This is a genomic window from Staphylococcus sp. 11007852 (genome assembly GCF_011394325.1).
Classification (GTDB): Bacteria; Bacillota; Bacilli; order Staphylococcales; family Staphylococcaceae; genus Staphylococcus; species Staphylococcus agnetis.
The window spans coordinates 1-13,894 of record NZ_JAANBJ010000032.1 but is presented as its reverse complement, the minus strand read 5'-3'; the positions used below and the strand labels follow the sequence as shown (position 1 = coordinate 13,894).

Annotated in this window: 13 protein-coding genes and 1 riboswitch; of the genes, 4 read left to right on the top strand and 9 right to left on the bottom strand. The window is 35.3% G+C overall.

The genetic code is table 11. The annotated features are described in order from the left end of the window. Nucleotides 1-124 precede the first annotated feature (124 nt). From G8Y85_RS09785 to G8Y85_RS09775, 3 genes are all read right to left on the bottom strand, one after another. Complete coding sequence (locus G8Y85_RS09785; protein ID WP_060551551.1) at nt 125-1,732, bottom strand: CTP synthase; 1,608 nt, start codon at nt 1,730-1,732, stop codon at nt 125-127. Between the two features lie 348 nt (nt 1,733-2,080). Beyond that, a complete protein-coding gene (gene rpoE / locus G8Y85_RS09780) occupies nt 2,081-2,611 on the bottom strand; it encodes a DNA-directed RNA polymerase subunit delta (RefSeq protein ID WP_060551552.1) in 531 nt (176 codons plus the stop codon). Between the two features lie 155 nt (nt 2,612-2,766). After that, on the bottom strand, nt 2,767-3,627 hold the full coding sequence (locus tag G8Y85_RS09775; protein ID WP_165805768.1) for a GNAT family N-acetyltransferase: 861 nt from the start codon (nt 3,625-3,627) through the stop codon (nt 2,767-2,769). 88 nt (nt 3,628-3,715) lie between these two features. On the opposite strand from G8Y85_RS09775, the gene G8Y85_RS09770 reads away from it, so the two are divergent. After that, the gene (locus tag G8Y85_RS09770) at nt 3,716-5,314 is read left to right on the top strand and encodes a BCCT family transporter (RefSeq protein WP_060551554.1); all 1,599 of its coding nucleotides are present in this window, start codon (nt 3,716-3,718) and stop codon (nt 5,312-5,314) included. A gap of 111 nt (nt 5,315-5,425) precedes the next feature. Here G8Y85_RS09770 and G8Y85_RS09765 read toward each other — a convergent pair whose 3' ends face one another. Further along, nucleotides 5,426-5,794, bottom strand: coding sequence for a VOC family protein (locus G8Y85_RS09765; protein ID WP_060551555.1), 369 nt, complete (start codon nt 5,792-5,794; stop codon nt 5,426-5,428). 107 nt (nt 5,795-5,901) lie between these two features. Here G8Y85_RS09765 and coaW point away from each other — a divergent pair, with 107 nt between their 5' ends. Then, nucleotides 5,902-6,699: a type II pantothenate kinase gene (coaW, locus tag G8Y85_RS09760; protein ID WP_037567442.1), complete on the top strand. Its 798-nt coding sequence runs from the start codon at nt 5,902-5,904 to the stop codon at nt 6,697-6,699. Between the two features lie 81 nt (nt 6,700-6,780). Here coaW and G8Y85_RS09755 read toward each other — a convergent pair whose 3' ends face one another. The 3 genes from G8Y85_RS09755 to G8Y85_RS09745 form a co-directional block, all read right to left on the bottom strand. After that, entirely contained in the window at nt 6,781-7,452 is a 672-nt protein-coding gene (locus tag G8Y85_RS09755) for a DUF2750 domain-containing protein (RefSeq protein ID WP_085622904.1), read from the bottom strand. Nucleotides 7,453-7,607: 155 nt separating this feature from the next. Then, nucleotides 7,608-8,789, bottom strand: a complete 1,182-nt coding sequence (gene ldmS, locus G8Y85_RS09750) for an L-aspartate--L-methionine ligase LdmS (RefSeq protein WP_103345575.1) — start codon at nt 8,787-8,789, stop codon at nt 7,608-7,610. After that, on the bottom strand, nt 8,790-9,974 hold the full coding sequence (locus G8Y85_RS09745; protein ID WP_172616716.1) for a M20 family metallopeptidase: 1,185 nt from the start codon (nt 9,972-9,974) through the stop codon (nt 8,790-8,792). 91 nt (nt 9,975-10,065) lie between these two features. Next, nucleotides 10,066-10,176, bottom strand: a riboswitch (SAM riboswitch). A gap of 229 nt (nt 10,177-10,405) precedes the next feature. Between G8Y85_RS09745 and G8Y85_RS09740 the strand changes: the two genes are divergently transcribed. Next, the gene (locus G8Y85_RS09740) at nt 10,406-10,876 is read left to right on the top strand and encodes an S-ribosylhomocysteine lyase (RefSeq protein ID WP_060551558.1); all 471 of its coding nucleotides are present in this window, start codon (nt 10,406-10,408) and stop codon (nt 10,874-10,876) included. Nucleotides 10,877-11,260: 384 nt separating this feature from the next. Here the strand turns inward: G8Y85_RS09740 and G8Y85_RS09735 are convergent, their stop codons facing one another. Together G8Y85_RS09735 and G8Y85_RS09730 are read right to left on the bottom strand one after the other, a co-directional pair. Then, entirely contained in the window at nt 11,261-11,614 is a 354-nt protein-coding gene (locus G8Y85_RS09735) for a DoxX family protein (protein ID WP_107371341.1), read from the bottom strand. Between the two features lie 9 nt (nt 11,615-11,623). Then, a complete protein-coding gene (locus G8Y85_RS09730; RefSeq protein ID WP_165805767.1) occupies nt 11,624-12,925 on the bottom strand; it encodes a pyrimidine-nucleoside phosphorylase in 1,302 nt (433 codons plus the stop codon). A gap of 205 nt (nt 12,926-13,130) precedes the next feature. Between G8Y85_RS09730 and deoD the strand changes: the two genes are divergently transcribed. After that, the gene (gene deoD / locus G8Y85_RS09725; RefSeq protein WP_037568062.1) at nt 13,131-13,841 is read left to right on the top strand and encodes a purine-nucleoside phosphorylase; all 711 of its coding nucleotides are present in this window, start codon (nt 13,131-13,133) and stop codon (nt 13,839-13,841) included. The last annotated feature ends 53 nt before the right edge of the window (nt 13,842-13,894 follow it).

Sequence of the window (13,894 nt, the reverse complement as noted above, 5' to 3'; positions counted from 1 at the left end):
TAGCGATAAAAGAATAAAACACTTTCGTTCCATTCACATTAAGAGGAATTTTAACGAAAGTGTTTTTATTATCGTTTTCTACACAAAGTATTAGTCAAAATAGCATACGTATTGTGTCGACATATTATTTTGATTGATATTGAATCGCAGCTTCGATAAATGATTTAAAAATCGGTTGCGGACGATTTGGACGTGATAAAAATTCTGGGTGGAATTGACACGCTAAGAAAAATGGGTGGTTCTCTATTTCAACCATTTCTACTAGGCGACCATCTGGGCTTGTTCCCGAGAAAATCATACCCGCTGCTTCTAATTTTTCACGGTATTCATTATTAAATTCATAACGATGACGATGGCGTTCTTGAATCTCCTTTTCTCCATAAATACGTTCAGCTAGTGTTCCCTCTTTAATTGTACATGGATATAAACCTAAACGTAACGTTCCACCTAAATCTTCTATATCTTTTTGTTCAGGTAATAAGTCAATCACAGGATATGGAGTATTAGGATCTAATTCAGCTGAATGCGCATCCGTTAAGCCTACAACGTGACGTGCATATTCAACAGTTGCTAATTGCATGCCTAAACAAATACCAAAGAATGGGATGTGATGTTCACGCGCGTATTTAATTGCAGAAATTTTACCTTCACTCGCACGGAAACCAAACCCACCTGGCACTAAAATACCATCAACATCGTGGAAGTAACTTTCAGCATTTTCATCTGTCACTTCACTTGAATCGATCCATCTAATCTCGATATCTTTCATAAATGGGTATCCTGCATGTTTTAAAGCTTCTGCAACTGATAAATAAGCGTCTTGTAGTGCCACGTATTTACCAACCAATGCAATCGTGACTTTACCTTCTAAATTATTCACAACATTGATTAAATGATTCCATTCATCTAATTGTGTTTCGTATTGCGCTTTTAATCCTAAACGATTAATTACAATGTCATCCATATCTTGACGGCTTAATTGTAAAGGAATTTCATATAATGATTCCGCATCACGGCATTCAATGACACTTTTCTTATCAATATCACAGAATAAGGCAATTTTATCTTTTAATTCTTGACTCATTTCATATTCACTACGTACGACAATTAAATCTGGTTGAATACCTAAACCACGTAGCTCTTTAACACTATGTTGTGTTGGTTTCGTTTTCATTTCACCAGCAGCTTTAATATAAGGTAGTAACGTACAATGTACGTACATTACATTTTCACGACCTAAATCACTTCGAATTTGACGGATTGCTTCAATAAACGGTAAAGATTCGATGTCACCCGTAGTTCCACCAATTTCGGTGATGACAACGTCAGCATTCGTACTTTCGCCTGCTAGAAGTAATCTAGATTTAATTTCATTTGTAATGTGTGGAATGACTTGAACAGTTCCACCAAGATAATCTCCACGACGCTCTTTCTTTAAAACATGTGAATACACTTTTCCTGCTGTCACGTTTGAATACTTGTTTAAATTAATATCGATAAAACGCTCATAATGACCTAGATCTAAATCCGTTTCTGCACCATCATCAGTTACAAAAACTTCTCCATGTTGATACGGACTCATTGTCCCTGGATCTACATTTAAATATGGATCAAATTTTTGAATCGTTACAGATAATCCACGATCTTTCAAAAGACGCCCAAGTGAAGCGGCAGTGATTCCTTTACCTAATGATGATACAACGCCACCAGTCACAAAAATAAATTTTGTCATGTGTATTTCCTCCTCATTTCATATCAGATGCATTTACTAAGGGGTAAATCCATTTCAAACAGTAAACATGTTATTACATTGATTTATAAAATAAAAAAGTCCCCTCTCACAATCATTTCATGTAAGGGGGGAACGAATGAACGTCATTTATATCATTACGTAATTACGTACGTATTTATCTCTATAGACGTATGCGTTTTTTCATTGTCCTATTTAAAGGAGCCCGAATAAAATTCTATCATGTTGTCATAAAAAGTCAATAAACTTTATGTTAAATTTACATTATCCATTGATACGAATAAAGTGGAACAATGGCCGTTTCATTAACGAACATATTTTTAAAATGAATTACTCTTCTTCTTCTAAAAGATCTTCTTCATCATCGTATGCATCATCTAAATCTTCTTCATCGTCTTCAACGACTAAATCAGATTCTTCGATTTCATCTTCTACACGCTCATCTTCAGGGTCGTTAAGTTCTTCTTGGTCATCTGTCACACTAGGGATATTGTCATCACCGTCATTGTCATCTTCACCAAGCAATTTCAAGTTCTTATCTTCTTCATCATCTTCATCAAGAATTTCAAACTTTTGAATCGTTGGTGCAATCTTTTCTTCTATATCATCAACGGAATACCAATCGCGTAATCCCCAAACGTTGTCACCGACACTTAAAAATCGACCATCAGTGTTTAAGTCTGTATAAAATTGAACGACGCGATTTTCAATTTGATCGTCTTCATAATGACCAATTTGCTTAAATTCATCAATAATATCATAAAGATTCATTGTTTCATTTTTTTCAGTTAAAAGCGTATATGCCATATCAATAAACGCTTTTTCATCAACCATTTCTTGTGTGTAATCTTGTAATTTCATTGGTACATCTTCCTTTCAAAGATTCACGTTACTCCTACATTTTAAAGACATCTCGTCTTCTTATATAACATACTATAACAAACATTGATTATAAATGAGTCTTGAATATAACGCAATGTTTAGCAATAGGTTTTTTTAAAATGCAACCAATTTATTTAGTAGTTAATATATTTTTCAAACATTGTATAATTTTCAGTGACGATTGCTTCTACAAAATTACTTTTTTGAAACAATGGTTTGAGTTTGTTACTTGCACCAAATAACATCACTTCAATGACATCAATATTGTCATATTTTTGGCGTACATACGTAGACAATTGTCGTAATGCGTTTTGAGCAATACCTGATTCACGATGCTCATCTTCTACGAGGACAGCTCTAATAATCAATCGAGATTGAAATTGTTCAATAGCTAAAAAGCCTACTTTTTCTTGATTAAGATTTAAATCAATAATGTCTACTGGCCCTAAATCAGATTGGTCACTACGACTTAATTTTAATGAGGATACATATTTAGAACTTAAATCTAAATAATAAAGTCGTTCCTTTCCAATCGGTCCCTCCTCTTTTGTTGCCGTGTGCATAAAACCTGCACGCTCATAGACATTCCATGCTGCTTCGTTTTCTGCATCAACGACAAGGTATAAATGTCCGAAATCAGGAAAAATACTTTGAACATATTCTGGAAGATTCATCATGATTTTAGTACCATAGCCATGACCTTGAAACTGTTCATTAATAGATAACGAACGAATATAAACAACTTCTTCAGGGGTATCATAACCTTCATGTTGATAATGTTGATGTAGGACAAAAAAACCAACAACATCCCCATCGTTGTTCAAGACAACGTTTGCCTTTCGATTAGGATCATTCAGTGCATCATCCAGTACTTCTTCGGGTAAGGAAGAATAGATGCGTTGACGTTCATTGAGTTTAAATTTATAAAGTGCATCACGGTATTGCTCTTCATACAAATGTATAGTAATATCATCAAAGCGTTTACTTTTTATCATTATGAAAATTCATTCCTTTATTAATTATGATTTTCGCATGTATAACTATACACTATTTTCTGATTTTTCAAACTCGAAAGGGGATATTATGAAAAAACCTAAACCTTCGCTAACAAAAAAGAAAAAAAATCGAAATTTCGTCTATATCGTCTCTTTTTCTATTATCTTATTATTTACTTTACTAGCTGCCTTATTTCCAAAAGGCTTTGGATTTTATGCACAAAATACATATAATGCAATTGCTTTAAATTTTGGCTGGCTCTTTTTAATTATCGTCTTTGTTTTAGACTTGTTTTTAATTTTTCTCGCCCTCTCTCGTTATGGTCGATTTAAACTCGGTCATGATGATGAAGAACCTGAATTTTCATTTATATCATGGATTGGCATGCTGTTTTCAGCGGGCTTAGGTGTTGGTATCGTATTCTGGGGTGTAGCTGAACCACTTACCCATTATCTACATTCTCCATTTTCCAGCACTAAAGGACAAACAGCTGAATCGGCTCGTTTGGCTATGGGATACACTTTTTTCCACTGGGGTATTTCACAATGGTCTATTTTTGCGATGAGCGGCTTAATTGTTGCCTATTTTCAATTTAGAAAGCAACGTGACGGCCTAATCTCTACTGCTATGGAACCCGTTTTTGGTGAAACATACAAACGCCCATATCGAAACATTATTGATATTTTAGCAATTATTGCTACTGTCATGGGTATCGCAACTTCAATAGGTCTCGGTATTTTACAAATTGCCGGGGGCTTAAATCATGTGTTCCATGTGCCAAATACGAATGTGACATTAATCATTATTACTTTAATTATGACCTGCATCTTTTTAGGGTCAGCGTTGTCAGGATTGAATCGTGGTGTAAAATGGTTGAGTAATTTAAACATTATTATCGGTGCAATATTACTCGTATTCATTTTTATCGTCGGAGATTTACGCTTTATCGTTGAAACTTTCACTGTTTCTATAGGCGACTATATTTCTCACTTCGTACAATATAGTTTACGTATGGATCCATACACTGGTGATAATTCATGGATTCAAAAGTGGACGGTTTTCTATTGGGCTTGGGTCATTTCATGGTCACCATTTATTGGTGGTTTTGTTGCACGCGTATCTAGAGGTAGAACCATACGTGAATTTGTCGTAGGTGTGTTAATCATTCCACCAATGATTTCATTCACATGGATTGCTGGATTTGGAGGCACTGCAATTAATTATGCGCTTCATAAAAAAGATGGCATCGAAAATGTCGTTGATAAGGATTATACGGTAGCTTTGTTTGAGTTGTTAAGCAAATTTCCTTTATATGAAGTCACGAGTGCCTTAGCCATTATCCTTATCTTTACGTTTATTGTTACGAGCGCAGATTCAACGACACATATTGTCTCTGGAATGGCAACGGGTGGCGTTGAAAATCCTAAACGTAAACATAAAATGGTTTGGGGCATACTTATTGGTGCTATTTCTGTAGCATTAACTGTCGCAGGTGGTTTAACAAGTTTACAAACAGCATCAGTGGTTACTGGGCTCCCATTTTCCATAATTTTATTACTTATGATTTTTGCACTTATGAACGCCTTAAGACGTGAACACACGAAACATTTCCAAATGACACATATAGATGACGAGAAAGACTTTTCTCGAACAATTGAAGAACGAGAAAGAGATAACGAAATGTAAATCATTTATCAATTGTAACTTGAAAAATGATATGTTGGATAAAAAATGGCCTTCAAAGTTCATTAGAAATGAATTTTGAAGGCTTTTTTCAATTTCAAGAATAAATAATGTTTATTCTTGAACAAAACAATTCATCAACCAGTTCACACCATATCGATCTTTAACTTGCCCATGAATAGCATTAAAGAAGGTTTTATTTAACGGCATGTGTGGGTTCCCCTGTACACTTAAAGCGTCGAAAATACGTTGTTGCGTACCTGGGTGATCGAACGTGAGTAAAATTTGATTGCCGTCATTTTGCACGGGTTTACCATACGTGTCTGATAAATGGATAACGACATCTTCTTGAATTTTTAATTCCGCGTGTAACACTTTACCTTGATGTTCATTTAAAATGATCTTTTCCCCACCAAACGTGTCATGATAAAAATGTAAAGCGTCATTTACATTTTCAACTAAAATATATGGACTTAACTTCATAAACGAATCCCCCTAGACATTTTAAAAATTATAATTAAAACTTGTATTTTTGTGATTATCATATAGTATATAGTGGTGATAAACAATAATTTTGAGGTGAACAAGCGATGCGAATCGGAATTGACGCAGGTGGTACGCTAATTAAAATTGTAGTTGAAAATGGTGGTCAGCGTACGTACGAAACACGTCTCACTACGGATATAGAAAACGTAGCAAATTGGTTAAATGAACAAACATGTTCCAATATTTGTATAACAGGTGGCAATGCGAAAGCACTCAATGATTTACTCCATTGTGATGCTAAACAATTTATTGAATTCGATGCTGCTGATAAAGGTGTTGAGCTTCTTTTAAAAGAACAAGGTATTGCATTAGAACGCTATATTTTTACTAATGTTGGAACAGGGACATCTATTCATTTAGCCGATGCACAAGGTCAACAACGTGTAGGTGGTATTGGTACCGGTGGCGGTATGATACGCGGATTAGGTTACTTATTAACTGAAATCAAAGATTACACACAACTCACAGACCTAGCACAAAAAGGAAATCGCGACATCATAGATTTGAAAGTGAAACATATTTATAAAAATGATACCCCACCTATTTCTGGTGAACTGACTGCGGCGAATTTTGGACATGTTTTATTAAATTTAGACAAAACATTTACGCCTGCTGATAAATTAGCTTCACTAATTGGTGTTGTAGGTGAAAGTGTTACCACCGTATCCATTCATGTCGCGAGAGAGCATGGAGCGCATGATGTTGTTTATATTGGTTCATCTTTCCATAATAATCCATTACTCCAAAAAGTAGTCACGGATTATACGATATTACGTGGTTTTACACCTCACTATTTAAATAATGGCGCATTTTCAGGCGCACTCGGTACATTATATTTATAATGAAACGTATATTAATAGCCTTCAAAATTCAATAAAAATGAATTTTGAAGGCTAAACTTTTAGATATGTTATCTCACTTTATTAAAATGTTAATTCATTCGCTAATTTTTGTGCACTTACAATGGTACCAACGACGCCTGGTTTTAAGTCTATTGCAACGTAACGATTGTCATCACGCAATTCGTCTAACCATTCTGAAAACACTTCACCTTCAACGTCAATAAGTTCAAGTGTTTCGAAGTCTTCTTCAGCAACACGCTTCGCTCGCTGGCTTAAACTCCAAACAGGCATGAAATGAGATTGTTCAAAATTATCATTTTCATCACTTACGACCATAAATTGCTTAGTACCTTTACGTGTAAGACCATATACAGTGTCGGTTTTAGAAACATCTTCAACAAATTCTCGAATGCGTAAGCGATCAATATCAGTCATAATATCATTAAAAGCCGATAAAATTTTAATTTCATGACCTTCTGCATCAATCGTCACATTCACAACCGCTTCATCCTCTTCATCAAACATATCGTCAAGTTCATAAGTTGTAAAACGATCGATATCCATCGCCTTAATTTTATCAAATTCAACATTTAGATTTTCGAGATATGCTTTTGCCAAACTTTCCCTCGTCCAAAAGCAAAATAATTGTTTCCCATTATGCAAATGCTTCACAATTTTTTTATCTTTTACTGCGATAAAAAATTGCTCATTTGTCAGAATATCTTTGTAAAAACGTTCATTTTTATACGACATCTTTTTCTCCCTCTCTAAATGAGCTCTTTACGTTGAATATAAACTACTGTCTACATTTCGTCAATGTGACAAAAATAGAAACCATCGCGTATTTTCATATCAGATAACATATACGCTAACAATTTTAGTTCGTTACAAAAACACGCTACTATTGATTATTTTAAACCTGCTTCTATAAGAAAGGCTTGCTCAAGTGCCTCGATTTGTTCAAGACTGTTCGCATGCCAAATGCCTGCAAATCGTGAACTGACATTACGCGTTTTATAATAATCACCATCATAATAAGATAATGGATAAAGGACGCCTTGTCGGACATATTTTTCAATCGCTTGAAAAAACGTTTGTCTGTCGGCTTTAGACACATAGCTATAAAATTTATGATGTTTGCCAGTTAATAAATGATCGAGTAATAACATACTTGTTGAACCATTTTGTCTAAAATTCAAATCGATCGCATAAATGTCCTCTTCTTTATCAACAAGTAAATCAAACCCCGCAACACCTATAAATCCTTTATCTACACCAATTTTCATAATTTCAAATCCTGCATCAATGACTGCTTGAGGTACATGTATAGCATTAGTATTACCATTATAAAATCCATAAGCATTCGTTAACTGTTTGGCTGCCCCTAGGTAAACAATACCTTTATCAGGGTGTACGGCATATTGCACACAGTAATTTTCTTTAGCTTCCACACATTGTTCAATAATGATAGTTTGTGTGGCTTCTTTCGCATTGTCAATACGTGCTACTGCTTCATCTAAATCTGATTGATTATAACATATCATCACGCCATACCCACCTGCAGTAGGTAAATCATCTCCAGGTTTTAAAACAAGAGGTAGTGTCCAATGTTCTAAAGCATGATGAAGCATCTCAATATCTACCACCTCTCTTTTAGGTAGATATTTACCTTCTGTCCATTCAGGAATCCTTGACTTAGTATTTAAATCAACAAACATCTGCTTATTCATCGCATAGCGTGTACGGTGTATTAAATCTTCACCATGCACATACTGTGTATAAATGCGCTTTTGATCTTGTTCAGTAAGTTGTTTTAATAACTGTTCATAACTTTCTTTATCTTTGAATGTATAAATATTGTTCGGTATCGTTTGATTCACATAATTAAACAAAATTTGTAATTTATCAGTAACACTGGCCTCATGTACAATGACTGGCATATCAGCAATCAATAATTCTCGTCCTGTTAAAAAATTCGATTGATGCTCGTCTGGTTCTAACCATGGATTAGAAATATAAGATGGACGTGATGTATATACGATATCATCAGCGTATAAGTCTCCCAATTTTAAACGTAGATGGTCAGTCATTTATAATTTCTCCCTTAATAATTGATGTTCCTTTTGAATTGTGGCTAACAAATCATAATCTTGAAGTATACTTGCTCCCATTAATGCAATAATTTTCGCACCTTTAATTAACGCCTTATCTCCCATAGGGCTTGCTGCTGCTTCTCTAAATCGATGTGTATGACCAACTAAGCTACGCGGGCCTATTTTAATATGTGGATGAATCGTAGGCACTACATGGCTCACATTACCTGTATCTGTCGAACCATAACCAAAATCATCATGACTGACTTCTTCCCCTAATTCTGTTGCATAACGTTCAAATAAAGCATCAAGTTGTGGTGATTTGATAAATTCGTTTACCCCATTTTGAATTGGTCCAAACTCATAATTACAACCTGTTTGAATGGCTGCGCCTTTTGCAATTTGATGCACGCGTTCTGTTAATATGTCGAGAGATTTCCTCGTCGTTGCACGTGTATAAAAACGTGCATGTGTATAATCAGGAATGATATTCGCCGCTTTACCACCGTCTAAAATGACGCCATGGACACGTTCTGATTTATGAATGTGTTGTCTTAATTGTGCTATACCATTAAAAAAGCTGAGCATTGCATCTAAAGCATTCTTAGCATCTTCTGCATTTTCAGATGCATGTGCACTCTTGCCATAGAACTGGATATCTAATACATCTACAGCAAGCGTATGAATCGTCGGATACGTGTCATTTCCTGGATGAATCATCAGCGCAATATCCACATCATCAAAAATCCCCTCTTTGACGTAGGATGCTTTTGCGCTACCGTTTTCGCCACCTTCTTCAGCCGGACACCCAAAAACAATGACACTGCCTCCAAGTTCATCAATCACTTGTTTGAGCGCGATACCTGCAAGTACACTAGCGGTCCCTATAATATTATGTCCACACGCATGTCCTAATCCCGGTAAGGCATCATACTCTGCTAAAAACCCTATCGTTGGTCCTGGCTCTTTTGCCTCATAAGATGCGATAAAACCTGTTGAGTGGCCTGCAATATCCTTTTCAATATTAAAACCGTGCGATGATAATTGGTCTATTAAAAGACGCGACGCAAATAATTCCTCATTCCCTAATTCTGGTCGATCATGTATTTGGTGGCTCATATCTAAATAATGTAAGCGATGATTGTCTATATAATCTAAAATGCGCTGTCTTACTGATACCAAAGTAATTTCTCCCTTCAAAAACAAAAAGTTATCATACGTGATGTAAGTCTATTAATAGACGCACATCAAACGTTGATAACCATTTGTATGTCATTTATCTATCAATAGTCAAATGCTATTGTTGGATTTAGCACCTTTATCGTTACTCGATGAGGTTGCAGGGCTTCGTAGGGCCAATTCCCTCCACCACTCTTGATAAATTGTTATTTAATTAGTACTCATTTTATCGGAAATCGACTGATTTGTCATGCTATTTTTATTATTTACACAATTTCTCACTGTTATGTCACATACCCAATTAAGGCATCATTCTCATCGTCATCCCCCTTTATAAATAGGTTCGGTCTCATTCCTTCATTCAATGAAAAGGCATCCCCCTTTGATACAATGAAAGTTATGTTAAAATGAAAATAATAAAGGAGGATGTCAATATGCCAAAAATGAACGTAGAAAGTTTTAATTTAGATCACACAAAAGTAGTTGCACCATATGTACGCCTTGCAGGTAAAATGCAAGGGGAAAATGGAGATGACATTTACAAGTATGATATTCGTTTCAAACAGCCAAATAAAGAACATATGGACATGCCAGGTTTACACAGTCTCGAACATTTAATGGCTGAAAATATTCGTAATCATTCAGACAAAGTCGTAGATTTAAGTCCAATGGGATGCCAAACAGGTTTTTATGTGTCATTTATTAACCATAAAGATTACGATGATGTATTAAATATTATTGAAAACACGATTCATGACGTTTTAAATGCTAATGAGGTCCCAGCGTGTAATGAAGTACAATGTGGTTGGGCAGCTAGCCATTCTCTTGAAGGAGCAAAAACTATTGCGCAAGCATTTTTAGATAAGCGTCATCAATGGCATGATGTATTTGGAGAAGGTAAATAATCTTATATTGATTTCACTTGTCACTTTCTTTTAAAGCCTATTTAATGATTAAGGTGCGGTGCATGGAGAATATACAAGCATCTCCCTTAGCGAAAATTCATTAAATCATATAAATAAGGGTTGAAACATCACAATCCTGTATAACAAAACAGGCAACAAAATTCATGCATACATGAGAACTTCGTTGCCTGTTATTCATTTATGTTTCTTAATTTAATCTATAAGAGCAAAAGTAAGAGCATGATAACATTACTTTGATTGCTTACTTAACCGATACTGCTGAGGCATCAATATGAAACCAAACATCCATTATGAAGTAAGACACCTAGAAAAGCAAAGTGTTGAAACAATCAAATGTGAAATGCTTGAGTTTCATCCAATTAATTATAAATGACGTATCCATTTCATTAACTGAAACTGTAACGGGATACGAAGATATAATAACGATTTTGGCAATTCGAGGCCTTCTATTTTGTCGATGTGTCGAGCCATATAAATATTAGCGGGTAGTACAGCCCATAAAAAAGCAATCATAATATGTTTAAATACATAACTCGGACGACGTATAAATAAACCAATTCCAAAAACGATTTCGCACACACCAGTAATGAGGACCGCCGCTTTACGGAATGGTAAATAATGGGGCACAATTTTGCGAAATGTCGTTTCACGCGCAAAGTGTAAAATCCCAATGAACACAAATAAAATGCCAAATACAACGCGTTGAAATCGCTTCATAATCAATCACTACTCCGTAATTACTTTATAAATCAATTTTGGCGTTTCTGCAGAATCAGAAATTGTAATATTGTCATATAATTTTTGTTTCACCGCTTCAACATCTTCTTGATTAGCATGAATTGTGAGTAAAGATTCTCCCTTTTCAACTTTATCACCAATTTTTTTATGAAGTACCAGTCCGACAGCTAAATCAATGTCATCTTCTTTAGTTTGACGCCCTGCACCTAACATCATTGATGCTATACCAATTTCATTTGCTACCATTTCAGAAACAACACCTGCCGTTTTCGCTGGTAATTCAAACGTATATTGCGCTGTTGGCAATTTTGATGGATCATCTACAACAGAGGCATCTCCACCCTGATTACTTAAGAACGTTTTGAATTTTTCAATCGCAGCACCGTTATCAATCACTTCTTGTAATTTTACGCGCGCTTCTTCTAAAGTTTCAGCTTTTTTAGCTAACACGACCATTTGTGCACCTAATGTAAGTACGAGTTCTGTTAAATCTTCAGGACCTTCTCCTTTAAGTGTATCAATGGCTTCTTTAAGTTCTAGAGCATTCCCAATGCCCAAACCTAATGGTTGGTTCATATCTGAAATAATCGCCATCGTTTGACGACCTACTTGATTTCCAATTTTAACCATTGCATGGGCGAGCGCTTCGGCATCTTCTACCGTTTGCATAAACGCACCGTTACCTGTTTTAACATCAAGTACAATCGCATCTGCACCCGCAGCAATTTTTTTACTCATTATGGATGACGCTATTAACGGAATAGAGTTGACAGTTCCAGTTACATCACGCAATGCATAAATCTTTTTATCCGCTGGTGTTAAATTACCTGTTTGGCCAATAACAGCAATTTTAGCTTCATTTACAAGTTTGATAAATTCAGCTTCAGATATTTCAACGTGGAAACCCTCAACAGCTTCTAATTTGTCAATTGTACCACCAGTATGACCTAACCCACGACCACTCATCTTCGCTACAGGAATGTCTAAAGCAGCAACAAGTGGTGCCAATACAAGTGTCGTTGTATCACCGACACCACCTGTAGAATGTTTATCAACTTTAACACCTTCAATATCAGATAAATCAATTTGATCTCCTGATTCTACCATTGCCATCGTTAATGCGGCGCGCTCTTCATCTGTCATATCTTGGAAATAAATTGCCATAGCTAAACTCGACATTTGATAATCCGGAATTTCCCCTTTTGTGTAACCGTCAATAATAAACTTAATTTCCTCAGACGTTAAGGCATGTCCATCACGTTTTTTAGAAATCATATCCACCATTCTCATGGTAAATCCCTCTTCTCTTTATTATGATATATTCCATATTTATTATACACGATATATTCCATTCTATAAATTAAAGACATGCTAAATCAAAGAAGAAAACATGGACTGTCACGGGTCTGACAAACATTGCAATCATCGACATTTAGGCTACAATCTGTTATGTTTAATAGGATAAAATTAATAAAAATAAAAGGAGTTGCTTTCAATGACTAAAGGCACACCACATATTCAACCTAATGGTAAAAAAATAGCCAAAACTGTTTTAATGCCAGGTGATCCACTACGTGCGAAATTTATAGCTGAAAATTTCTTAGAAAATGTTGAGCAATTTAACGACGTACGTAACATGTTTGGTTACACAGGAACTTATAAAGGTAAAGAAGTATCGGTTATGGGTTCTGGTATGGGTATTCCAAGTATTGGTATTTATTCTTATGAACTCTACAATTTCTTTGATGTTGATACAATTATTCGTATTGGTTCATGTGGCGCAATGCAAGAACACGTCAACCTATATGACATTATTATCGGTCAAGGGGCTTCAACAAATTCTAATTATGTAGATCAGTTCCAGTTCCCTGGTAACTTTGCCCCACTTGCTGACTTTGATTTAATTGTTAAAGCGAAAGAAGCGGCAGATAAAATTGGTGCTACGACACATGTAGGTAACATTTTATCTTCTGATACATTCTATAATGCGAATGAAAACTTCAATCAAAAATGGATTGACATGGGTATTTTAGGTGTCGAAATGGAATCAGCTGGCTTATATTTAAATGCCATTAAAGCAGGTAAAAAAGCACTTGGTATTTTCACTGTTAGTGACCACCTATTAAGAGATGAAGCCACTACTGCAGAAGAACGCCAAAATTCATTTACACAAATGATGGAAGTTGCATTAGAAATCGCAGAATAATTAAAAACTAAAGCGTATACATGAAAAAGCCTTCAAAATTCATTTTCAAATGA